25 protein-coding genes are annotated in these 24,062 nt (G+C 42.5%); 24 read left to right on the forward strand and 1 reads right to left on the reverse strand.

What is annotated here, in order from left to right; all coding sequences use genetic code 11:
- Positions 1-234: 234 nt before the first annotated feature.
- From H7T92_RS07690 to proC, 17 genes are all read left to right on the forward strand, one after another.
- Positions 235-711: a PTS sugar transporter subunit IIA gene (locus tag H7T92_RS07690; protein WP_023918370.1), complete on the forward strand. Its 477-nt coding sequence runs from the start codon at positions 235-237 to the stop codon at positions 709-711.
- Between the two features lie 35 nt (positions 712-746).
- Positions 747-1,052 (forward strand): PTS sugar transporter subunit IIB, encoded by a 306-nt coding sequence (locus H7T92_RS07695; protein ID WP_003002828.1) that lies wholly within the window; start codon positions 747-749, stop codon positions 1,050-1,052.
- A gap of 98 nt (positions 1,053-1,150) precedes the next feature.
- Positions 1,151-2,626: a PTS galactitol transporter subunit IIC gene (locus H7T92_RS07700; protein WP_201037452.1), complete on the forward strand. Its 1,476-nt coding sequence runs from the start codon at positions 1,151-1,153 to the stop codon at positions 2,624-2,626.
- A gap of 202 nt (positions 2,627-2,828) precedes the next feature.
- Positions 2,829-3,254 (forward strand): galactose-6-phosphate isomerase subunit LacA, encoded by a 426-nt coding sequence (gene lacA / locus H7T92_RS07705; RefSeq protein WP_003007724.1) that lies wholly within the window; start codon positions 2,829-2,831, stop codon positions 3,252-3,254.
- Between the two features lie 16 nt (positions 3,255-3,270).
- Complete coding sequence (gene lacB / locus H7T92_RS07710; protein ID WP_003002763.1) at positions 3,271-3,786, forward strand: galactose-6-phosphate isomerase subunit LacB; 516 nt, start codon at positions 3,271-3,273, stop codon at positions 3,784-3,786.
- A gap of 10 nt (positions 3,787-3,796) precedes the next feature.
- Positions 3,797-4,726, forward strand: coding sequence for a tagatose-6-phosphate kinase (locus H7T92_RS07715; RefSeq protein WP_061455172.1), 930 nt, complete (start codon positions 3,797-3,799; stop codon positions 4,724-4,726).
- 1 nt (position 4,727) lies between these two features.
- The gene (gene lacD, locus H7T92_RS07720; protein WP_070449092.1) at positions 4,728-5,708 is read left to right on the forward strand and encodes a tagatose-bisphosphate aldolase; all 981 of its coding nucleotides are present in this window, start codon (positions 4,728-4,730) and stop codon (positions 5,706-5,708) included.
- Between the two features lie 309 nt (positions 5,709-6,017).
- Positions 6,018-6,851 carry a PRD domain-containing protein gene (locus H7T92_RS07725; RefSeq protein ID WP_201037453.1) on the forward strand — a complete coding sequence of 278 codons (834 nt, stop codon included), beginning with the start codon at positions 6,018-6,020 and terminating at the stop codon, positions 6,849-6,851.
- Positions 6,852-6,885: 34 nt separating this feature from the next.
- Positions 6,886-7,203: a PTS lactose/cellobiose transporter subunit IIA gene (locus H7T92_RS07730; protein WP_003007713.1), complete on the forward strand. Its 318-nt coding sequence runs from the start codon at positions 6,886-6,888 to the stop codon at positions 7,201-7,203.
- Entirely contained in the window at positions 7,203-8,897 is a 1,695-nt protein-coding gene (locus H7T92_RS07735; protein ID WP_031573630.1) for a lactose-specific PTS transporter subunit EIIC, read from the forward strand. Before H7T92_RS07730 ends, H7T92_RS07735 begins: the two co-directional genes overlap by 1 nt.
- A gap of 213 nt (positions 8,898-9,110) precedes the next feature.
- On the forward strand, positions 9,111-10,517 hold the full coding sequence (gene lacG, locus H7T92_RS07740) for a 6-phospho-beta-galactosidase (protein ID WP_311626386.1): 1,407 nt from the start codon (positions 9,111-9,113) through the stop codon (positions 10,515-10,517).
- A 126-nt stretch (positions 10,518-10,643) separates the two neighbouring features.
- Positions 10,644-11,546 (forward strand): LysR family transcriptional regulator, encoded by a 903-nt coding sequence (locus H7T92_RS07745; protein ID WP_003001728.1) that lies wholly within the window; start codon positions 10,644-10,646, stop codon positions 11,544-11,546.
- 3 nt (positions 11,547-11,549) lie between these two features.
- A complete protein-coding gene (lspA, locus tag H7T92_RS07750; protein WP_049474594.1) occupies positions 11,550-12,011 on the forward strand; it encodes a signal peptidase II in 462 nt (153 codons plus the stop codon).
- On the forward strand, positions 12,001-12,891 hold the full coding sequence (locus H7T92_RS07755) for an RluA family pseudouridine synthase (RefSeq protein WP_201037455.1): 891 nt from the start codon (positions 12,001-12,003) through the stop codon (positions 12,889-12,891). Before lspA ends, H7T92_RS07755 begins: the two co-directional genes overlap by 11 nt.
- 74 nt (positions 12,892-12,965) lie before the next feature.
- On the forward strand, positions 12,966-14,075 hold the full coding sequence (proB, locus tag H7T92_RS07760; RefSeq protein WP_195529669.1) for a glutamate 5-kinase: 1,110 nt from the start codon (positions 12,966-12,968) through the stop codon (positions 14,073-14,075).
- A gap of 10 nt (positions 14,076-14,085) precedes the next feature.
- On the forward strand, positions 14,086-15,333 hold the full coding sequence (locus tag H7T92_RS07765; RefSeq protein ID WP_201037456.1) for a glutamate-5-semialdehyde dehydrogenase: 1,248 nt from the start codon (positions 14,086-14,088) through the stop codon (positions 15,331-15,333).
- Between the two features lie 3 nt (positions 15,334-15,336).
- Positions 15,337-16,152, forward strand: a complete 816-nt coding sequence (gene proC / locus H7T92_RS07770) for a pyrroline-5-carboxylate reductase (RefSeq protein ID WP_195529671.1) — start codon at positions 15,337-15,339, stop codon at positions 16,150-16,152.
- Between the two features lie 449 nt (positions 16,153-16,601).
- Here proC and H7T92_RS07775 read toward each other — a convergent pair whose 3' ends face one another.
- Positions 16,602-18,125, reverse strand: coding sequence for an ATP-binding cassette domain-containing protein (locus H7T92_RS07775; RefSeq protein ID WP_201037457.1), 1,524 nt, complete (start codon positions 18,123-18,125; stop codon positions 16,602-16,604).
- Between the two features lie 318 nt (positions 18,126-18,443).
- Between H7T92_RS07775 and hemW the strand changes: the two genes are divergently transcribed.
- The 7 genes from hemW to H7T92_RS07810 all read left to right on the forward strand — a co-directional run bounded on the left by hemW (position 18,444) and on the right by H7T92_RS07810 (position 23,996).
- Positions 18,444-19,574 (forward strand): radical SAM family heme chaperone HemW, encoded by a 1,131-nt coding sequence (gene hemW / locus H7T92_RS07780; protein ID WP_195623168.1) that lies wholly within the window; start codon positions 18,444-18,446, stop codon positions 19,572-19,574.
- 3 nt (positions 19,575-19,577) lie between these two features.
- Complete coding sequence (locus H7T92_RS07785) at positions 19,578-20,333, forward strand: acyl-ACP thioesterase domain-containing protein (protein WP_021153379.1); 756 nt, start codon at positions 19,578-19,580, stop codon at positions 20,331-20,333.
- Positions 20,323-21,009: a hypothetical protein gene (locus H7T92_RS07790; RefSeq protein WP_049474586.1), complete on the forward strand. Its 687-nt coding sequence runs from the start codon at positions 20,323-20,325 to the stop codon at positions 21,007-21,009. Before H7T92_RS07785 ends, H7T92_RS07790 begins: the two co-directional genes overlap by 11 nt.
- Complete coding sequence (locus H7T92_RS07795; protein ID WP_201037458.1) at positions 21,010-21,780, forward strand: TIGR01457 family HAD-type hydrolase; 771 nt, start codon at positions 21,010-21,012, stop codon at positions 21,778-21,780. It begins immediately after the preceding gene.
- Positions 21,773-22,393 carry a TIGR01906 family membrane protein gene (locus H7T92_RS07800; RefSeq protein ID WP_021153376.1) on the forward strand — a complete coding sequence of 207 codons (621 nt, stop codon included), beginning with the start codon at positions 21,773-21,775 and terminating at the stop codon, positions 22,391-22,393. The genes H7T92_RS07795 and H7T92_RS07800 overlap by 8 nt, the downstream gene beginning before the upstream one ends.
- Positions 22,390-23,373 (forward strand): CPBP family intramembrane glutamic endopeptidase, encoded by a 984-nt coding sequence (locus tag H7T92_RS07805; RefSeq protein WP_201037459.1) that lies wholly within the window; start codon positions 22,390-22,392, stop codon positions 23,371-23,373. The genes H7T92_RS07800 and H7T92_RS07805 overlap by 4 nt, the downstream gene beginning before the upstream one ends.
- 125 nt (positions 23,374-23,498) lie before the next feature.
- Positions 23,499-23,996, forward strand: coding sequence for an Imm6 family immunity protein (locus H7T92_RS07810; protein WP_024055617.1), 498 nt, complete (start codon positions 23,499-23,501; stop codon positions 23,994-23,996).
- The last annotated feature ends 66 nt before the right edge of the window (positions 23,997-24,062 follow it).

Raw genomic sequence — 24,062 nt, forward strand, 5'->3', positions numbered from 1 at the left:
CCCTACTCAACTGTGCGGAGGTGGGACGACGAAATCGAATTCTAACGAATTACCGATTTCTGTCCCACTCTCTTTTTACTGATTTAATGATGTTGGAAAATGACGGATAGAAAGCGCTTTAGAGTGATATACAAACAAAATTAAACAAATTTAGACAAAAAATGATTGACACTCAATCAATATAGTGATATACTGAAGCTATAAAATAAATAGTTAGATAAGGAGGTGGCAACAATGGGATTAAATCAACTCTTTAACAAAGATCTTGTATTTTGCCTACATGCCAAGGATCAAACAGATCTCTTTGAGCAGGTAGCAAGCTTATTGGAAGAGCGACAGATTGTGACACCAACCTATCGTTCCGCTTTGATTGAGCGTGAAAAGTCTTTCCCGACTGGATTAGACATGGAATTTCTTGGTAAGGACTTACCAAATGTGGCGATCCCGCATACAGACATTGTCCATAATCTCACTGAGAATGTGGTCGTGGTTCGTTTGGATCAACCCGTAACTTTCCATAATATGATTGCTCCAGATAAGGAAGTTCAAGTTTCACTCTTATTCTTTATTATCAATAATACGAGCTCAAGCCAAACCAATATTTTGGCCCAGCTGATGGATTTCTTTACATCCAATGGAAATCTCGAAGCTCTATCAAAATTAGATAGTGAAGATAAGCTTTATCAATACATTACGGAAACTATTTCCTAAAACATTCGTAAATATTTATAATGGAGGACATCCAAATGATTAAAATTTTAGCTGCCTGTGGTGCAGGTGTTAACTCTAGCCACCAAATTAAGAATGCGTTGGAAGAAGAGTTGTCAAACCGTGGTTATGATGTGCGTTGTGACGCTGTCATGGTCAAAGACGTCAATGAAGATTTGATTTCTGGTTATGACATCTTTACTCCAATTGCTGCTACTGATTTGGGATTCGATCCTGGTATTCCAGTGGTAGAAGCGGGACCAATTTTATTCCGTATTCCTGCAATGAGTGCGCCAGTCTTTGATAACATCGAAGCTGCCATTAAAGAACATGGATTAAGTTAATATTTTTTTAAACAAGTTTGTAAGCGTTATCCAATGATAAAATTGGGAACACTTTCTGCTGTAAATTACAAAAAATTCATAAATCGGGAGGATTTATTATGAATGGAATTATAGATTTTGCCAATAAATTTTTCAAACCCATCCTAGACATGGGTGGTCCGATCATCATGTTAATCATTTTGACGGTTTTGGCCCTCTTGTTTGGAGTGAAATTCTCTAAAGCCCTTGAAGGTGGTATTAAACTTGCCATCGCCCTTACTGGTATCGGTGCAATCATCGGTATGCTTAATACGGCTTTCTCAGCATCTCTTGCAAAATTTGTTGAGAATACAGGTATCCAATTGACTATTACTGACGTTGGTTGGGCTCCACTTGCAACCATCACATGGGGTTCTGCTTGGACGCTCTACTTCTTGTTGGTGATGCTGATTGTCAACATCGTGATGTTGCTAATTAAGAAAACTGACACACTTGACGTCGATATCTTCGATATCTGGCACTTGTCTATCACTGGTCTTTTGATCAAATGGTATGCTGACAACAACGGTGTCAGCCAAGGAGTTTCACTTTTCGTTGCAACTCTTGCCGTTGTCCTTGTAGGGGTTATGAAAATCATCAACTCAGACTTGATGAAACCAACATTTGATGATTTGTTGAATGCACCAAGTTCATCACCTATGACATCTACTCACATGAACTACATGATGAACCCAATCATCATGGTCTTGGATAAAATCTTTGACAAATTCTTCCCAGGTCTTGATAAATACGACTTCGACGCTGCTAAATTGAACAAGAAGATCGGTTTCTGGGGATCTAAATTCTTTATCGGTTTCCTTCTTGGTATCGTCATCGGTATCATGGGTACTCCACATCCAGTTGCTGGTGTGCAAGATGCTGACAAATGGGAATTGGTTATTAAAGGTTGGTTGAGCCTTGGTTTGACTGCCGGTGTCTGCTTGGAATTGTTCTCATTGATCGGTTCTTGGTTCATCGCAGCAGTAGAACCATTGTCACAAGGTATTACAAACGTTGCTACTAAACGTCTTCAAGGACGTAAATTCAACATCGGTTTGGACTGGCCATTTATCGCTGGTCGTGCTGAAATCTGGGCTTGTGCCAACGTACTTGCACCAATCATGTTGATCGAAGCAGTGCTTCTTTCTAAAGTCGGAAATGGTATCTTGCCACTTGCAGGGATCATCGCTATGGGTGTAACTCCAGCCTTGTTGGTTGTAACACGCGGTAAATTGATCCGTATGATCATCTTCGGAAGCCTTCTCTTGCCACTCTTCCTTCTTTCAGGTACATTGATTGCACCATTTGCAACTCAATTGGCTAAGAGTGTTGATGCCTTCCCTAAAGGGGTAGCTTCTACTCAATTGATCACTCACTCAACTCTTGAAGGACCAGTTGAAAAATTGCTCGGTTGGACAATCGGTAACGCAACAACTGGTGATATCAAAGCTATCCTTGGTGTAGTTGTCTTCTTGGCATTCTATATCGGAATCTTCGCTTGGTACAGAAAACAAATGATCAAACGTAACGAAGAATATGCTGCAAATGCAAAATAATCGTTCCATGTAGTTTGAAAACTGACACCATATCTTTTCTAGATATGGTGTTTTTATTTTTAAAAAATGTTCGAAAATAAACAATTTAATGTTGACTTTCGTTCGAAATAGGTGTAATATAATATCAAAAGTAAGAAAATGTTTCTTTGTGAAAAATTAACAACAGGAATATTTGCTGAAACAAACAAAAGGAGGACAGGACATGTCTATTGTAATTGGTGCAGATGCTGCAGGATTAAGATTAAAAGATCTCGTGAAAGAGTTTCTTGTAAAAGAAAACTTCGATGTTGTAGATGTAACCGCTGAAGGTCAAGATTTTGTAGATGTGACACTTGCAGTTGCGAGCGAAGTGAACAAAAACGATCAAAATCTTGGAATCGTGATTGATGCTTATGGAGCTGGTCCATTTATGGTTGCGACTAAAATCAAAGGAATGGTGGCAGCAGAAGTTTCAGATGAACGTTCTGCTTATATGACACGTGGACACAACAATTCTCGAATGATTACCATGGGAGCTGAAATTGTTGGAGATGAATTGGCGAAAAACATTGCCAAAGGCTTCGTCAATGGTAAATACGACGGCGGCCGTCACCAAATCCGTGTTGATATGTTGAATAAGATGTGCTAATGAGAGGAGAATTCAAATGAGAATTGCAATTGGTTGTGATCACATTGTGACAAATGAAAAAATGGCTGTTTCTGATTTTTTGAAATCAAAAGGATACGAAGTGCTCGACTTTGGGACTTATGACCATACACGTACCCACTATCCAATCTTTGGTAAGAAAGTCGGTGAAGCCGTAGCAAGTGGCCAAGCAGATCTTGGTGTTTGTATCTGTGGTACTGGTGTTGGGATTAACAATGCTGTTAACAAAGTACCTGGTATCCGTTCTGCCTTGGTACGCGATATGACAACTGCTCTTTATGCAAAAGAAGAATTGAACGCGAATGTCATCGGGTTTGGGGGTAAAATTACTGGTGAATTGCTCATGTGCGATATCATTGAAGCATTCATCCACGCTGAATACAAACCAACTGAAGAAAATAAAAAATTGATCGCTAAGATCCAACATGTGGAAACCCATAATGCTCATCAAGCGGATGCTGATTTCTTTACAGAATTCCTTGAAAAATGGGACCGTGGTGAATACCACGACTAAGAGGTGACGTATGATATTAACGGTCACGATGAACCCTTCGATTGATATTTCTTATCCTTTGGATGTACTCCAGTTGGATACAGTCAATCGTGTAGCTGAGGTGAGTAAGACAGCTGGTGGAAAAGGTCTCAATGTTACCCGTGTACTTTCTGAGATCAAGGATCCAGTGGCAGCGACCGGTCTACTTGGTGGTCGGACGGGGCAATTCATTCTCGATCATTTAGGAGAAGGGATAGAGGAACGTTTCTTTGAAATTGCTGGAGATACACGTAATTGTATCGCCATCCTTCACGAAGGCAAGCAAACAGAAATCTTAGAAAAAGGTCCAACCATTTCTGAGAAAGAAGGCCAAGACTTTCTCGACCATTATCGTCACTTGGTTGAACAAGTAGAGGTTGTTGCCATCTCTGGAAGTCTTCCTGCTGGTTTACCAGTGGACTACTATGCTAGCCTTGTTAAGATTGCAAGGGAAGCTGGGAAACCAGTCGTACTTGATTGCTCGGGAGCTTCTTTAGAAGCTGCCATTCAAGCAGCTGTCAAGCCTACGGTCATTAAACCAAACAATGAAGAATTATCACAGTTGTTAGGAAAAGAAGTGAGTAAGAATGTGGAAGACTTAAAAGAAGTTCTTCAGGATTCTCTCTTTGATGGCATCGAATGGGTGATTGTCTCCCTTGGTGCAAATGGCGCTTTCGCTAAGCATGGGGATGTCTTCTATAAGGTAGATATTCCTAAGATCGATGTCGTCAATCCAGTCGGATCTGGTGATTCGACTGTTGCAGGGATTGCATCTGGTCTCTATCATCATGAGAGTGACGCAGACTTGCTCAAGAAAGCAAATGTTCTTGGAATGTTAAATGCACAAGAAGCACAAACAGGACATGTCAACATGGGGCACTATGATGCCTTGTATCAACAATTAATCGTAAAAGAGGTATAAAATGGTATTAACAGAACAAAAACGCAACTATTTGGAACGTCTTAGTACAAAAGACGGTGTCATTTCAGCTTTGGCCTTCGACCAACGTGGGGCTTTGAAACGCTTGATGGCCAAATACCAAGACACAGAACCAACAGTAGCACAAATGGAAGAACTAAAAGTCCTTGTAGCTGATGAATTGACAAAATATGCTTCATCTATGTTATTGGACCCAGAATATGGTCTACCTGCTACAAAAGCCTTGGACAAAGATGCAGGACTCTTGCTCGCATACGAAAAGACAGGCTACGATACGTCTAGCACCAAACGCTTGCCTGACTGCTTGAACCTTTGGTCAGCAAAACGCATCAAAGAACAAGGCGCAGATGCTGTGAAATTCTTGCTCTACTATGATGTAGATAGTGCAGAAGAACTCAACCAAGAAAAACAAGCTTATATCGAACGCATTGGTTCAGAATGTGTGGCAGAAGACATTCCATTCTTCCTTGAAATCTTGGCTTATGATGAAGGAATTGCAGATGCAACCTCTGCTGAATATGCGAAAGTGAAACCTCGTAAGGTGATTGAGGCTATGAAAGTCTTTTCAGATCCTCGTTTCAATATCGATGTCTTGAAAGTGGAAGTTCCAGTTAATGTGAACTTCGTGGAAGGATTTGGAGAAGGAGAAGTTGTCTATAGTCGTGAAGAAGCAGCTGCTTTCTTCAAAGAACAAGAAGAAGCAACCAACCTTCCATACATCTACCTCAGTGCCGGTGTATCTGCAAAACTCTTCCAAGAAACCTTGGAATTTGCTCATGCATCTGGTGCTAACTTCAACGGTGTTCTTTGTGGACGTGCGACATGGGCAGGTTCAGTAGAAGCCTACATCAAAGATGGAGAAGCAGCTGCTCGTGAATGGCTTCGTACAGAAGGTCGACAAAATATTGAAGAATTGAACGCAGTCTTGGCTAAAGTAGCAACACCTTGGACAGAACGCGTATAAGATTCAAATGATGATTGCCTCCTAAAGCAACATTTAGAACATTGGAAGTAAGAAATTCCTTCCAATGTTCTTCATTATTTTTAGGCTTTGTTTATTTTTTATAAAAAATGTTTAAAAATTTTCGCTGTAAGGGTTTACAAAATAAAAAACATATGATAGAATAAGTTCATAAGTTAAATAGCAGTGAGCGTTACTAAGTTAGATTAGGCGTGACCACAAGTAGATTGAATGATTAGCATAGGCTAGTTTTTTCAGTTGCTTCGTGGTCATTTTTATTTGCTTTTAACAAATTTTACAAAGGAGAGCCTCATGTATCGTATTATCCATCCAATGAACAATAATGTTGCTTTGGTTCAAAATGAGCTTCAACAAGAGTTAATTGTTGTTGGGAGTGGGATTGCTTTTGGGAAAAAGAAAAATGATCTGGTAGCTGATGATAAGGTCGAAAAAGTATTTCGTTTAAACACGGATGAATCAAGAGAAAACTTTATGGCCCTTCTAAAGGATGTTCCTCTTGATTTCATCACAACCACTTATGAAGTGATTGATACCTTGTCTAAGAAATATGCCTATCCTGTTCAAGAATATATCTATGTGACACTAACAGATCACATCTTTTGTTCTTACCAGGCGGTTCAACAGGGAAGATACAAACACAGTGATCTACCTGATGCGTCTGCTATGCATCCGATCCCCTATAAAATCGCAAAGGAAGCGATTGAAATCTTTCGAGAGCGGCTCTTGGATCAATTTCCTGATGACGAAGTGAATCGTATCGCCTATCACTTCATCAATGCACAAGGGGAAGTCATTCATGAGCAGGATCCTGATGTCCAAGATCGCCAAGCGATTTTGAAAGCTGTAGAGGAAAAACTAGCTCACAATGGATTGAAACGAAAAGAAGAAAATAGTCATTTCTACGATCGCTTTATGATCCATCTCAATTATTTCCTTGACTCCCTAGATAAGGGAAGAGAGGATCCTGAAGGCTTGAGCGAGATGGAACAACTGATCCAGCTAAGTTATCCAAAGGCTTATGAGATTAGTCATCAGATCTACCAAACTATCGCTGAACAGACTGGAGCTAAGATATCTCCTAATGAAAAAGTCTATTTAGCCTTGCATATTCAACGTCTATTATAAAAATTTTCAAAAGGTATCATAAGGAGGAACCAACATGAATAAAGAAGAAGTCCAATTACTTGGGTTTGAAATTGTCGCTTATGCCGGTGACGCTCGATCAAAATTAGTGGAAGCCTTAAAAGCTGCTGAAAATGGTGATTTTGCTAAAGCAGAATCCTTAGTAGAAGAAGCAGGGTCCTGTATCGCTGAGGCTCACAAATCTCAAACGACCATGCTAGCGCATGAAGCAGCAGGAGAAGAAATCCCCTATAGCATTACCATGATGCATGGTCAAGACCATCTCATGACAACGATCCTATTAAAAGACGTGATTCACCATCTGATTGAACTATATAAAAGAGGAGCGAAATAATGAATAAACTGATTGAACTGATTGAAAAAGGGAAACCTTTCTTTGAAAAGATTTCTCGAAACAAATATTTGCGAGCGATTCGGGATGGCTTTATTGCAGGGATGCCTGTAATCTTATTCTCATCTATCTTCATCCTAATTGCGTATGTACCAAACGCTTGGGGATTCCATTGGTCTAAAGATATTGAAACTTTCTTGATGACTCCATATAGCTATTCTATGGGCATCTTGGCCTTCTTCGTTGGTGGTACAACGGCTAAGGCTTTGACTGATTCAATGAACCGCGACCTTCCAGCAACTAACCAAATCAACTTCATTTCTACAATGTTGGCTTCTATGGTTGGCTTCTTGCTCATGGCTGCCGAACCTGCTAAAGAAGGTGGATTCTTAACAGCCTTCATGGGTACAAAAGGTCTGTTGACAGCCTTCATTGCAGCCTTTGTTACCGTTAATGTTTATAAGGTCTGTGTGAAAAATAATGTGACGATTCGCATGCCAGACGAGGTTCCACCAAATATTTCACAAGTATTTAAAGACCTGATTCCATTTACATTGTCAGTTGTACTCTTGTATGCACTTGAATTAGTTGTGAAAGCAAGCCTTCATGTAACGGTTGCTGAATCAATCGGTACCCTTCTTGCTCCACTATTCTCAGCAGCAGACGGTTATGTTGGTATTACGATTATTTTCGGTGCCTTTGCATTCTTCTGGTTTATTGGTATTCACGGCCCATCTATCGTTGAGCCTGCGATTGCAGCGATCACTTATGCAAATGCCGAAGTCAACTTGAACCTCCTTCAACAAGGTATGCACGCTGATAAGATCCTTACATCTGGTACACAAATGTTCATCGTCACTATGGGTGGTACTGGTGCAACTCTTGTTGTTCCGTTCATGTTTATGTGGTTATGTAAATCGAAACGAAATCGTGCTATTGGACGCGCTTCAGTAGTTCCTACATTCTTTGGTGTAAACGAACCAATCTTGTTTGGTGCACCACTTGTTTTGAACCCAATCTTCTTTATCCCATTCATCTTTGCACCAATTGCAAACGTATGGATCTTTAAGTTCTTTATTGAAACACTTGGCATGAACTCATTTACTGCCAACCTTCCATGGACTACACCAGGACCTCTTGGTATTGTTCTTGGTACAAACTTCCAGTTCTTATCATTCGCTCTTGCAGCATTGTTAATTGTAGTAGATATTGTTATCTACTATCCATTCCTCAAGGTTTATGATGAACAAATTCTTGAAGAAGAACGTTCAGGTAAAACTAATGATGAATTAAAAGAAAAGGTAGCTGCAAACTTTAACACTGCAAAAGCAGATGCTATTCTTGAAAAAGCTGGAGTAGATTCAGCACAAAATACAATTACTGAAGAAACAAACGTCCTCGTTCTTTGTGCTGGTGGAGGAACAAGTGGTCTTCTTGCCAATGCTTTGAATAAAGCCGCAGAAGAGTATAAAGTTCCAGTTAAAGCTGCAGCAGGTGGCTATGGAGCCCACCGTGAAATGTTGCCAGAATTTGACCTTGTTATCTTGGCGCCTCAGGTTGCTTCCAACTTCGAAGATATGAAGGCTGAAACAGATAAACTAGGCATCAAATTGGCGAAGACAGAAGGTGCTCAGTACATCAAGTTAACCCGTGATGGAAAAGGTGCTCTAGCCTTTGTTCAAGCTCAATTCGATTAACGATAGGGACTGTGAAACAGTCTCCTATCGTAACGGAAATCGCTATGGCGATTTTCCTAATCGACTTGTTAATTCGTCGGTAAAAATATATCGTTTTTACCTCCTCATGTCACAATTCGGTGGCTTGGTACAAGAAGTGAGATGGAGATGGATGGCTCACTAACTCCTCTCCCCTCGCTTTTCATTTTATCCAATCAAGAAATAGGTGAAAATATGACAAAAACACTTCCTAAAGATTTTATTTTTGGTGGCGCAACTGCAGCTTATCAGGCAGAAGGTGCGACTCATACAGACGGTAAAGGACCTGTTGCATGGGATAAATATTTAGCAGACAACTATTGGTATACTGCTGAACCAGCGAGTGATTTCTACCATAAATATCCAGTAGACTTACAGTTGGCGGAAGAATATGGCGTAAACGGAATTCGTATTTCTATTGCTTGGTCACGTATTTTCCCAACTGGCTATGGTGAAGTCAATCCAAAAGGGGTAGAATTCTATCATAAGTTATTTGCAGAATGCCATAAACGTCATGTAGAACCATTCGTAACTCTTCACCACTTTGATACTCCTGAAGCTCTTCACTCAAATGGAGACTTCTTGAATCGTGAAAATATCGAACACTTTGTAGATTATGCTGCTTTCTGTTTTGAAGAATTCCCAGAAGTCAACTACTGGACAACCTTCAATGAAATTGGCCCAATCGGTGATGGTCAATACTTGGTTGGTAAATTCCCACCAGGTATTCAATATGACCTTGCCAAAGTCTTCCAATCTCACCACAATATGATGGTTTCTCATGCACGTGCTGTGAAATTGTACAAAGACAAAGGTTATAAAGGTGAAATCGGGGTTGTTCACGCACTTCCAACTAAGTATCCATTGGATCCTAAAAATCCTGCAGACGTACGTGCTGCTGAGTTGGAAGATATCATCCACAACAAGTTTATCTTGGATGCGACTTACCTCGGACACTATTCAGATGCAACCATGGAAGGGGTAAACCACATTCTTTCAGTTAATGGTGGTAGTCTGGATCTTCGGGACGAAGACTTTGCAGCACTTGAAGCAGCTAAAGATTTGAACGACTTCCTTGGAATTAACTACTACATGAGTGATTGGATGGAAGCCTTCGATGGTGAAACTGAAATCATCCACAACGGTAAAGGTGAGAAAGGAAGCTCTAAATACCAAATCAAAGGTGTTGGTCGTCGTGTAGCTCCTGATTATGTCCCTCGGACGGATTGGGATTGGATCATCTATCCGCAAGGCTTGTATGACCAAATCATGCGCGTCAAGAAAGATTATCCAAACTACAAGAAGATCTACATCACTGAAAACGGACTGGGATACAAAGATGAATTTGTGGACAACACTGTTTACGATGATGGCCGGATAGATTATGTGAAACAACATTTGGAAGTCTTGTCGGATGCGATTGCTGATGGTGCAAACGTTAAGGGCTACTTCATTTGGTCCCTGATGGATGTCTTCTCATGGTCAAATGGTTATGAAAAACGCTATGGTCTCTTCTATGTAGACTTTGAAACCCAAAAGCGCTATCCGAAGAAATCGGCTCATTGGTACAAGAAAGTAGCTGAAACTCAAGTGATTGAATAAGGATCAACTGGAACTGTTTTAGTTCCAGTTTTTTATTTTCACGAGAAGAAGGTCTCTTAAACCCATCTCTTCTTTCAGCCCCTAATTTATGGTATAATAGATCGATACTGTAATAAGGAAAATAGAATGAATATACAACAATTACGATATGTAGTGGCGATTGCCAATAGTGGTACTTTTCGTGAGGCTGCTGAAAAAATGTATGTGAGTCAGCCGAGCTTGTCCATCTCCGTCAGAGATCTGGAAAAAGAATTGGGCTTTAAGATTTTTCGTCGGACCAGTTCTGGGACTTTTTTGACCCGTCGGGGAATGGAATTTTATGAAAAAGCGCAGGATGTGGTCAAAGGGTTTGATATTTTTCAAAATCAATATGCCAGTCCCGAAGAAGAGAAGAAAGAATTCTCTATTTCTAGTCAACACTATGACTTCTTGCCACCTTTGATGACGGAATTCTCGATCCGCTATCCGGAAAATAAAAACTTCCGCATCTTTGAATCAACAACGGTCCAAATTTTGGACGAAGTGGCTCAAGGGCATAGTGAGTTGGGGATTATTTATCTCAACCGTCAAAATACCAAGGGAATTATGCAACGGGTCGATAAATTAGGGCTTGAAGTGGTGGATTTGATTCCTTTTCAGACTCATATTTACCTTCGCAAGGGACACCCTCTGGCTAAGAAGAAAAAACTGGTCATGGAAGATCTAGCTCAGTTGCCAACTGTTCGCTTTACCCAAGAAAAAGATGAGTACCTCTATTATTCAGAGAACTTTGTCGATACCAGCTCGAGCTCACAAATGTTCAATGTGACCGACCGGGCTACCTTGAATGGAATCTTGGAACGGACAGATGCTTATGCGACGGGATCAGGCTTTTTGGATAGCCAGTCAGTGAATGGCATTACCGTGATTCCTTTGGAAGACAACCTGGACAATAAAATGGTCTATGTCAAACGCGAAGAGATGGATCTCTCTCCTGTAGCAGAGAAGTTTGTCGAGGTCATGGTAGAATATTTTGATCAAAAGAGGTAAGAAATGAAGAGAAAAACAATGGTCCCAGTAGCGATTGTCCTTTTGGTCCTACTGGATCAGCTGGTCAAATGGTATGTGGTGAAGAACATTCCACTGGGTGTCGTCAAGTCTTTTATTCCCCATGTGGTCAGCCTGACTTATCTTCAAAACACAGGTGCAGCTTTTTCGCTTCTTGAAAATCAGCAATGGTTCTTTACCCTCATCACTCTAGTCGTGATGGTAGGGGCCTTTTACTATCTTTATAAGCACCTTAAGGGGTCGCTTTGGATGGTGATGGGCTTGACCTTGGTGATTGCAGGTGGCTTGGGGAATTTTATCGATCGCCTGCGTCAGGGCTTTGTGGTCGATATGTTCCACCTGGATTTTATGAATTTTGCCATTTTTAATGTAGCAGATAGTTATTTGACAGTTGGAGTTTTCTTGCTCCTGATCCTGATGTTGAAAGAGGAAACGCATGGAAATTAAAATCGAAGTAGCCGGTGCGCGACTGGATAAGGCTTTGGCGGATTTGACTCCCTTGTCACGAGCTGTAGCCAATGAGCAGATCAAAGAAGGAAAAGTTCTGGTCAATGGAACTGTGAAAAAAGCTAAGTATACGGTCAAAGAAGGAGACATCATCCAGTATGAAGTCCCAGAAGTGGAAGAGGTCAGCTATGAAGCAGAAGATCTGCCCTTAGACATCGTCTATGAGGACCAGGATGTCGTCGTCGTCAATAAACCCCAAGGCATGGTTGTTCACCCGAGTGCCGGCCACACCAGCGGGACCTTGGTCAATGCACTCTTATACCATGTCAAGGACCTTTCAGGGATCAATGGAGAATTGCGTCCAGGGATCGTTCATCGGATCGACAAAGACACGTCAGGCCTCTTGATGGTCGCAAAAAATGACCAAGCCCACGTCGCCTTAGCAGAGGAACTCAAAGACAAAAAACCTCTCCGGAAGTATTGGGCCATTGTCCATGGCAATCTTCCTAACGATCGGGGCATGATCGAAGCACCAATTGGTCGCAGTGAAAAGGACCGGAAAAAACAAGCAGTGACGGCTAAAGGAAAACCTGCAGTGACCCGTTTTCAAGTCTTGGAACGCTTTGGGGATTACACGCTGGTAGAGTTGCAACTGGAGACTGGTCGGACCCACCAAATTCGGGTGCATATGGCCTATATTGGCCATCCAGTAGCTGGAGATCCTGCTTATGGACCTAAGAAAACACTCAAAGGACAAGGACAGTTTCTTCATGCGCGGACACTTGGTTTCACCCACCCTCGCACAGGAGAGACTTTGGAATTTACAGCAGAAGTGCCAGCGATCTTTGAGAAAACGCTGGAAGACCTTCGAAAAGGATAATGGAGAATGGCTGAATGGAGATTCAGTCACTTTCATTACTTACGAAATAAATAGTATTAGAAAGAATCACAGCGATGAAAGCAAAACGAATCGTCTTTAAAGTAGGGACCTCGTCTTTGACCAATCCAGACGGGAGCCTCTCTAGACAGAAGGTCAAGGTCATTACCCAGCAGTTGGCTCTCTTACACGAATCGGGCCATGAGTTGATCTTGGTCTCATCAGGGGCGGTTGCTGCTGGGTTTGGTGCCCTTGGTTTTAAGAAACGGCCGATTAAGGTGGCAGACAAGCAAGCCTCTGCGGCAGTTGGTCAAGGTTTATTGATGGAAGAATATACCTCTAATCTTCTTTTACGCAATATTGTTTCTGCACAGATTTTATTAACCCAGGATGACTTTGCGGATCAACGTCGCTATAAGAATGCCCACCAGGCCCTTTCTGTCTTACTCAACCGTGGGGCGATTCCGATTATCAATGAAAATGATACGGTCTCTATCGCTGAGCTAAAAGTTGGTGACAATGATACCTTGAGTGCGCAGGTTGCGGCCATGGCCCAAGCGGATCTTTTGGTGCTGTTGACGGATGTCGATGGCCTCTATACAGCCAATCCTTCTCAGGATCCAACAGCCAAGCGTTTGGAGCGGATCGAGCACATTTCTCGCGAGATGATCGAGATGGCTGGAGGTGCGGGTAGTAGCAATGGAACTGGCGGTATGCTGACCAAACTCAAGGCAGCGACCCTGGCGACAGAGTCTGGGGTTCCTGTCTATATTTGCTCGTCTCTCAAGCCTGATGCCTTGATCGAAGCGGCGCAAGAGCAAGCAGATGGCAGTTACTTCCTTGCAGAGGACAAGGGTTTAAAAACCCAGAAGCAATGGCTAGCCTTTTATGCAGAAAGTAAAGGAGCTCTTTGGGTGGATGCTGGAGCGGCTGAGGCCTTGTTGCAATATGGAAAGAGCTTATTAATTTCGGGTGTGACTAAGGCAGAAGGGGATTTTTCTTATCAAGACATCGTCAGCGTCTATCATCAAGAGTCAGGACAATTACTAGGGAAAGGGAAAGTTCGTCTCGGCCAGTCGGCTGTGCGCGATATGCTCCAATCTAAAAAAGCCAAGGGAATCCTCATCCACCGGGATGATTGGATCTCGGTAACTCCTGAGATTGACTTACTCTTTACAGAATTCTAAAGGAAAATGTATGGAAACAACACAAGAACAATTTGCCTTAGCGGGATCGGCTAAGAAAAGCATCAATACGGCCAGTACAGCTCTTAAAAATCAGGCCTTAGAAGCTATGGCCAGCCAGCTTCTGAAAGCGACGGAAGCCATTTTAGCAGCCAATCAAATCGATATGGAAGCGGCACGCGGGAAGATCTCTGAAGTCATGCTAGATCGTCTATTTCTTGATCAAGAGCGGATTGAAGGGATGGCAGAAGGGATCCGTGCTTTAATCGATCTGCCAGATCCGATTGGGGAAGTGCTGGATACTGAAGTTTTGGAAAATGGCCTTGAAATCCAGAAAGTTCGAGTCGCTATGGGCGTCATTGGGATCATTTATGAAAGCCGTCCAAATGTAACGTCAGACGCTGCAGCGCTTGCCATCAAGAGTGGAAATGCAGTGGTTCTTCGTACTGGAAAGGATGCCTTTCATTCTGCCCAAGCGATCGTGACCGCACTCAAGGCTGGATTGGAAGAAGTCGGACTCAATCCAGACCTTCTCCAATTGATCCAAGATACGAGTCGAGCTTCCAGCCTTGCTATGATGAAGGCTAAGGGCTATCTAGATTTGCTCATTCCACGTGGTGGTGCTGGATTGATCCAAGCGGTGGTTGAAAATGCCATTGTCCCCGTGATCGAGACAGGAACTGGAATTGTTCATGTCTATGTGGACAAGGAGGCTGACTTCCAGAAAGCCCTAGCGATTATTGAAAATGCCAAGACCAGTCGCCCCTCTGTCTGCAACGCTATGGAGGTCTTGTTGGTCGATCGAGCGATCGCGTCTGATTTCTTGCCTTTGGTCAAAGAGCGCTTAGTGGATGCACGAGAAAGATCCGTTGAGTTGCGCCTAGATGAGCAAGCACAGGCCATCATTTCGGGAACAGCAGCACAGGAGCAGGATTTTGATACCGAATTTTTAGATTATATATTAGCAGTCAAGGTCGTTGATGGAGTTGAGGAAGCGGTGGACCACATAGAAGCCCACAGCACCCATCATTCGGATGCCATTGTGACTGAAAATCCTGAGACAGCCGCTTATTTTACAAAGCAAGTAGATTCAGCAGCCGTTTATGTCAATGCGTCTACACGCTTTACAGATGGGGGTCAATTTGGCCTAGGTTGTGAAATGGGGATCTCGACGCAGAAACTCCATGCGCGTGGACCAATGGGACTGCGGGAGATGACTAGTTACAAGTATATCGTCAGTGGAAATGGTCAAGTGAGGTAAGTCATGAAAGTAGCATTTATCGGTCTTGGAAATATGGGAGCTAGTCTGGCCAAAGCGGTCGCAAAAGAAGTGGCTAGCACAGACCTGCTCTTGGTCAATCGTTCCCCACAAAAGGTGGAAGAGTTTATCAGCCAGTATGGGGGAACGGCGTCTGATCTTGAACAAGTCTTTCAAGAGGCGGAGGTCATCTTTTTAGGTGTCAAACCCTACCAAATCTGCCCTTTACTTGAAGAGTACCAGGATATTTTGGGCCAACGTTCCAATCTCCTGTTGGTTTCTATGGCAGCAGGTCTGGAACTGGAGCAAATGGCAAGTGTAGTTAAAAATGAGCGGGTGGGTCTCATCCGCATCATGCCTAATACGCCCGTAGCTATTGGTCAGGGTGTCATCAGTTTAGCCCGCTCCCAAGTAGTGACAGACCAACAGCTAGCCCAAGTCAACCGGCTTCTAGCAGGAGCAGGAGTTCTCTATGAAATCGAAGAAAAATTGATGGATCCTGCAACGGCTGTTGCAGGCTGTGGTCCAGCCTTTGTCTATCAGATGATCGAGGCCATGGCGGATGCAGGAGTAGCCTTGGGATTACCACGTAGTCAGTCTCTTCAGATGGCGGCTCAGACCTTCAAAGGGGCTGCCAGTATGGTCTTAGAGACGGGGCAACATCCTGGAAGCTTGAAGGATGCAGTTTGTAGCCCAGGTGGCTCAACCATAGCAGGAGTCAATCGCTTAGAACAAGTCGGCCTTCGGGGCGATATTATTGCAGGTGTGGAAGCAGCCTACAAACGCACCCAAGAAATGGGACAAGAGGCAGGACAAAATTAGATAAAATAATTGGTCAAAACCAAGTTTGGAGAACGTTGACGAACTGTTCTTTTATACAAATCTAACAAATTCAGAGTTATCCAATCCTCTATTGAAACTTTTCGCCGTGAGAAAAGTGCCTGAAACTTAATGGTTTCAAGCACTCGGGAGTTTTGAGAGTAAAACAGTTCGGGGAACTGTTTTAGCCTGAGCCTAAAAATTGAAAAGCGAAGGGGTTCAAAACGAATTGAACACGGGCTGCGGATTGTGTCAAAAAGATAAGTTCTCCTAGAATCTAAAGATTCTGCGTCAAACTTCCTATTTTGACTTTATCCGCAGACGCCCTCTGTATCTTGATTTAGTCATGGAACTTCTATGAAGTTCGCTGACGTCCGTTCTCACCTAAGGAAAGTTTCTAAGAGGACTTTATTTTCAATGTAAAAGATTGGTTTTGGCCAATCTTTTTTACGTTAGAGCGACTCTATTTCTACCAAACCATTTTCAGTCAGACGATAGATTTTTTGGCAGACTTCCTTGAGGAAGGTCCGATCGTGGGATACTGTAACCAGTCCGCCTGGGTAGTCTGCGAATAGGCGACGAATTTCTGGTTGGGAAGTGGGGGAAAAATTGCGAGTAGGCTCGTCCAAGAGCAGAAACTGGGGACTTGTGAGTACTAATTGAAGGAGAAAGAGTTTGCCTTGCTGGCCACCAGAAAGTTCAGAGATAGGATGGTGCATTTCAGAATAAGTAAAGTTGAGGGAGGCTAAATGCAATTGAATGGTGTTGATTTCTTCGCGATCGCCTGAATGCTGTAGAAATTGAACCGGTGTCTGAGTCAAAGGAAGGCGTTCAGTGTAATCTTGAGGCATATAGGCAGTGCGAATACTTTCATTCTTCCGTAAGATCTCCCAGATCATTTTTAGAAAAGTGGATTTCCCTACACCGTTGGAACCGATAATCCCTATTTTATCCTGTCCTAGAAGAGTAAGAGAGAGGTTCTTGACCAGGACACGGTCACCAATTGCGAGCTCTTCCTGATCTAAGAGAAGGACTCGTTTTTGAGGAGACAAGGGAGTGAGGGGAGGGAAATGCAGATTGATGATTTCCTCATCATAGGGTTGGGAAGTCATGGATTGGAATTCTCGCTCGTAGCGCTTTTCTTGTGAGAGGAGGGACTTCATTTTCTTTGCTAGGAGACGTCCGGCAGTGCTATCCTTGGTGTTTCGTAAGGATGTTTCGACTTGCTGACGGACGCGACGGTGCTTCTCCATTGTTTTCTTGTAGGCTCGTTGATCGTTGGCCGCTTGCTGAGACTGTTGCTTGAATTGTTGCTCCCTCTGATTACTGTAGTCTTGATAGCCTAGGTGCTCTACAATGGTTTCAGCCTCCTTGCGGTGTTTGATCTGTCTGAGGTGAATGATGGTATCCGCCGTCTGAGTCAAAAAATCTTCATGATGGGAAATAAATAGGATGGTTTGGGGACTCGTTTGGATCATCTGCTGGAGCCAATCCAAGGTCTCCAAATCCAGATCATTTGAAGGTTCATCTAAAAATAGCAATTCATGAGGACAACAAAGTTCGTGAAGCAGTTGGACTTTGAGGGCTTCTCCTCCAGATAGACTTCCGATAGCTTGATCGCTTGCAAAGCGCTCGCTATTAAAATGCAATTGATCAGCCAATCTGTAGAGGCTGGCATAGTCTAGCTCGTCCTCTCCAAAAAAATAATCTTCCAAGGTTTTTCCCTTCAAAGCTTCCGGTAAAGTTTGGGGAATATAGGCATAGGAGTGAAAGGAAGTGGTGATTTCTCCTTCTATGGTCAGATAATCTGGTAGAGATTTTGGGGACATGAGGACCTGAAGTAAGGAAGATTTTCCATTCCCTTCTTCGCCAATAATGGCAACTTTTTCTCCTTCATGAATGGTTAGGGACAGATCACGAACCAGATCGCGTAAATCTTTTGTATGTCGGATAGTGAGGTGGGATAGTTTTAGCATAAGATTCCTTTCTACTGGGACAAAAAACAGCTCTACCTATTTAGTAGAGCTGTATTCATGTGGAACCCAAGCAGAAAAAAACCTTATTTAGCCAACAAATGGTTGGAGAATAGGCGAGAGGGTACACAAAAAGAGATAGAACAAGCAGTCCACTAAATAAAGTATTTTATTTAACGAAACTTAGTTGTTCATATCTCCTTACCTCCGAATATGATTAGATTTATTCTATTCCTTTTATTCGTTAATGTCAAGGAATTCCTTGCTTCTTATTCCCTTTTCTTTTCGGACTCGGGGGGATTTTATGGTATAATTAAAGATATGCATACAAAACCAACGTCCGCTTATGTCCACATCCCATTTTGTACCCAGATTTGTTTTTATTGTGATTTTTCGAAGGTCTTTATTAAGAACCAACCAGTCGATGCTTATTTGGATCATTTGATCCAAGAATTTCGTCGGGAAGAAATCACACACTTACGGACTCTCTATATTGGGGGTGGGACACCGACAGCCTTATCTGCAGATCAGCTAGCCTATCTGCTCAAGGAACTGACCAAGTCGCTTGATCTGTCTCAGATGGAAGAGCTGACGATCGAGGCCAATCCTGGTGATTTGGATCCGGATAAGATTGCGGTCTTGAAGGATTCGCCAGTTAATCGGGTTTCATTGGGCGTGCAGACCTTTGATAATCGCTTGCTCAAGAAGATTGGTCGAAGTCACCAAGAGCAGGACATTTATGACAATATCGACCGTCTGAAGCTGGCTGGTTTTGACAATATTTCGATCGACCTCATCTATGCGCTTCCGACACAAACCATGGACCAGGTCAAAGAGAATGTTGCTAAGGCTCGTGCCCTTGACATTCCCCACATGAGTCTTTATAGCTTGATTCTGGAGAATCACACAGTCTTTATGAATCGCATGAGACGGGGCAAGCTTCCTCTACCAAAAGAGGAGTTGGAAGCAGAGATGTTTGAATACATTATTCAGGAGTTGGAGCGAGCGGGCTTTGAGCATTACGAAATTTCTAATTTCTCCAAGCCTGGTTTTGAAAGTCGACACAATCTCATGTATTGGGACAATGCTGAGTATTATGGTCTGGGAGCTGGAGCATCCGGCTATGTCGATGGGATTCGCTACAAGAATCATGGCCCCATTCGTCACTATATGCAAGCTGTCGAAGAGGGAAATGCGCGTGTCCAAGAAGAGCATCTGACTCAGACAGAAATGATGGAAGAAGAGATGTTTCTAGGACTACGTAAGAAAACAGGCGTTTCCAAGAAGCGTTTTGAAGAAAAATTTGGTGTGAATTTTGACCAACAATATGGATCAGTGGTTGAGGAATTGACCCAGCAGGGCCTGTTGGTCCCTGACAAGGACATTGTACGAATGACCAAGAAAGGTCTCTTTTTAGCAGACACTGTAGCAGAGAAGTTTATTTTGGAGTAGAAAATGGCAAAAACATTTGAATACAGCATGAAAATTCCGTTTGATATGAGCGATGTCAATGGTTATATTAAGATTCCCCAATTGATCTTGCTGTCTTTACAGGTATCGGGCATGCAATCGATTGAGCTGGGTATGAGTGATATGTACATTTTAGAGAACTACAATCTAGTCTGGATTATCACGGATTACAATATGAAGATCGAGCGTCTCCCTGTTTTTGATGAGAAAATCACTATCGAAACCTATGCCAAGAGTCACAATCGACTTTTCTGCTACCGGGCCTTTAATATCAAGGATGAAGCAGGAAATACTATCATTGAGATGGTCGCGACCTTTGTCTTGATGGATCGTGATACACGCAAGGTTCATCCTGTTATGAGTGAAATCACGGATGCCTTTGACTCTGAATTTTCAAAAACCATGCTCCGTGGTCCCCGTTTCAAAGAATTAGAAGGCGGCGTCGAACAAGAATACCGGGTTCGGTTTTACGACTTGGATATGAACGGACATGTCAACAATAGCAAGTACTTGGACTGGGTTTTTGAGGTGATGGGAGCAGACTTCTTGACCCATCATATCCCTAAAAAAGTTCATCTAAAATATGTCAAAGAAGTGCTAGCAGGAGGTCTCATCACCTCTCAATATGAACAAGAGGGCTTGAAAACTCAGCACCAAATTACTTCAGATAGTCAGATCAATGCCCAAGCTGAAATTGAGTGGGAAGAAGTAGAAGAAAAGGGTTGGAATTATGGAAAGTAGAAGATTAAAAAATAAAAAACAGGAACTTGAAAGCTATCAAAAACGGGTTGTGGCCTATGCCAAGCGTCAAAAGAACCCTTTGTACATGTTGGGAGATTGGCTCTTGACTCTTTGTGCTTTGGGCATCATCCTGGTAGAGGAAATTTATAAATTTTTCCGCTATCGCTTGAATTTAGAGAGTTTTAATCGCTTTTTAAGAGAAGATATACGCTGGTATCGGGTCTGGATCCATTTCACCTTGGCCTTTCTTTTACCGGTCATGATCTTCTCGATTGGGATTACTAGCCAATCAGGATCCTTCTGGTCCAATTTCTATCACCGCTTGTCTCAAGGCGTGCTCTTTAGCACAACAGTCAGCCTCGCTGCGACCTTAGTGACGGATTTTGTCGAGAATTTGCAACCAGAAACTAAGTCTGACGGGAAAAATCGGAGCACTAAACGCACGGTTTATCAAATCAGTGTGGATCAGGCAACCGTGATAGGCTTGTTATTGACCATTGTCATCCTCATGGTAGCATCCTTCTTGTTCACCCAATCGGGAAGTCAAGGGATTAATTTTACAGGTTTGGTGTTACAATTTGTCCTCTATGCTGGAGCCTTGCTCTTATATGGTTCTGGTGGACGAGTCGATGCAGAGAAGTTACATGACGAAACGGAAACAGAAAAGGAAGAATAAATGCACTATAAGGGCTATTTGATTGATTTGGATGGCACTATTTACAAAGGAAAATCACGAATTCCTGCAGGAGAAGCTTTTGTTCATGAATTGCAGGCGCGTGAGATTCCCTATCTCTTTGTCACCAATAACACAACCCGTACACCAGAGACTGTTCGGGATATGCTGGCGACTCACTTCAACATTGAAACCCCTGTTTCGACCATCTATACAGCTACCCTTGCGACCATTGACTACATGAATGACCAAAATTTGGGCAAAAAGGTCTATGTGATCGGAGAAGCGGGGCTCAAAGACGCTATTGAAGAAGCTGGCTATATCATCGATGAAGAAGCACCTGATTATGTGGTGATTGGCCTCGATTGGCAAGTGGATTATGAGAAGTTTGCTATTGCGACCTTGGCGATTCAAAAAGGAGCACACTTTATTGGGACCAATCCGGACCTGAACATTCCAACAGAGCGTGGCTTGATGCCAGGAGCAGGATCCCTGATTGCCCTTGTCGAAGCAGCGACACGGGTCGAGCCAGTGATCATTGGGAAACCAAAGGCCATCATCATGGATAAGGCTATTGAACATCTGGGGTTTGAAAGAGAAGAAGTCGTTATGGTAGGGGATAATTATCTAACAGATATTCGTGCTGGTATTGACAATGGGATTCCAACCCTTTTGGTGACGACAGGTTTTACCAAACCAGAAGAAGTGCCGACCTTACCAATTGCACCGACACATGTTGTTTCCAGTTTAGCGGAGTGGGATTTTGATGCTTAGAAGTTTGAAATCAATCAACCAATTTTTCTTTATCTTGTCAGCTACGATTCTTCTCACCATTGCTCTCGCTTGGGCCCTCTATCCCGTGGAGATTCATTGGTTGGGGATTCAAAGTCGAACTGGTTTTTCGGCTTCAGTCATCATGAAGAATTTTAATGTCTTGATGAACTATTTGACCAATCCTTTTCAATGGGTGTTGAAGATGCCTCAATTCCCCTCTTCAAAAAATGGTTTGCACCATTTTGAGGCTGTCAAGTACCTGTTTCATTTGGTGACGGTCGTTTTCTTGGTCACTCTACCTGGTTTTATCCATTTTATGCGGACAGTCGTCAAAAAAGGCTACCTGGCCTTGTACCGAAGTCTCTTCTTTTGGATGATGGTTTTACCAGTAGTGCTTGCAGTGATGACTGTTATAATTGGTTTTGATCAATTCTTTACGCTTTTTCATCAGGTCTTATTTGCTGGGGACAATACTTGGCTCTTTGATCCGCGCGTGGATTCGATTATTCTTGCATTACCAGAAGACTACTTTATGCATGCCTTTTTGATTTTCTTTGTCTTATACGAAGGAATGTGTGCGAGTTTTTATCTATTTTCTAGGAGGAAGAAATGAACCAATACAACCGATTATTAGACCCTAAAAAAGATATAGGAAGGTATTCCGGGACCCTTGCCATTTATCTCTTGGTAATGACCTTGGTAACCGTCCTGTGGGAAGTCCTCCTTGGATTGACCATAGCAGGCTCTCTCAGAAAAGATCCAAGTCAAGTAACGGAAAAACTCAATGCCCTGAATGTTTGGGCTGGTATTCCCTACCTTATCTCTATTTCCATTGGACTCTTTCTCTTTAATGCCTATCGCAAGAAGGCCCTTTATAAATATGATCTTAAGCACAAGGGGCGTAAGATGACTCTTTCAGTCTTCTTTATTCTTCTCGCCTTTCTTGGCTTTTCTCAAGTCTTTTCATCTGTGATGACACAAGTGATTGAGCGCATGTTTGAGACCATTGGCCTTCATTCTCCAACCCCCGATCTAGGTGATACGATTGAGCGATCATGGACCATGCTCTTGTATGCTGGCTTTTTTGGTCCAATAACAGAGGAATTCTTCTTCCGTGGGGCAGGCTTGCGAGGCTTGGAACGGTATGGGAAGATTTTTGCCATTGTCATGACGGCTATCTTGTTTGGTCTCTTCCATGCCAATTTTGACCAGCTCTTTTTCGCGAGTATCATTGGTCTAGGTTTCGGCTACATTGCCTTTGAATACAATATCTGGTGGGCTATTTTCTATCACATTTTCAATAACTTTGTGATTTCCCAAGGCTTGCATTATGTGGCCTATCATGTGGACGAGGGACTAGCGAATTGGCTCCAAATCGGTGTTTTAGCCATTGGTTCCATTGTCATGATAGTGGTTCTTGCGACCAAATGGCCAGCTATCAAGGCTTATATTCAAGCCAATAAACCACAGCCAGGAGTTTTCCAGCGTGCCCTCGCTTCCTTCTGGTTCTGGTTCTTCGTGCTATTGACTATCCTGATGTCTATTGTTCCTTATGTGATTCCGCTCTTCCAGATGGCCAATCTTAAGGGGTGAGCTTGATCGATTATTAGCAAAGAGGGATCGTTTTAGATCCCTCTTTTTGCTATAATAGAGAGAGTAATAATAATATAGAATCTCTGTAAATAACATACAAGGGTAGCTTACTTGAGGATAAAATTATGGAATGGAATGCGAACTTACTAGATTTTTTACAAAAGTTGACTTACAATCTAGTGGATTATATTAGCGATAAAGATTATATGGAGTTTGTTCGTGAATCCTTGAAGCTCTCAAGTCAAGCACTAGATAACAAAAGTGAGATTAGTCCCGATATTCTTTATGATCGATTGGAAAATCTGGATGAGTATGGTATTTTAACTTTTATGGAGCTGGACAAGGAGACTAATTCTCTTGTATGGAGCTGTATTGCCAATTATTTTGCTTTGATTTGCTATCATTTGTATCAGCAATCTGGAGAAAAGTATCTTCCCCAAACAATTGAAAGTGTTGATGAGGAAACGCTAGAAGCTTATGTTTCGAGTTACCTGCAACTGGTAGCTGAAAATCAAAAATTAGCGGACCAACTATCAGCACTAGACCTTGAACTAATTTTGAATGATCCTTTGGTTGACAATTACTTTGGAGATCTACTTCGTGAAATTCAGATGAAATATTGATTTAGCACTTTTATTAACGATGAGATTGTCCCAAAATTTCTTATCTAGCTAGCACTAGACAGGGAG

The sequence above is a fragment of the Streptococcus parasanguinis genome (assembly GCF_016648855.1).
GTDB classification, from domain to species: Bacteria; Bacillota; Bacilli; order Lactobacillales; family Streptococcaceae; genus Streptococcus; species Streptococcus parasanguinis_L.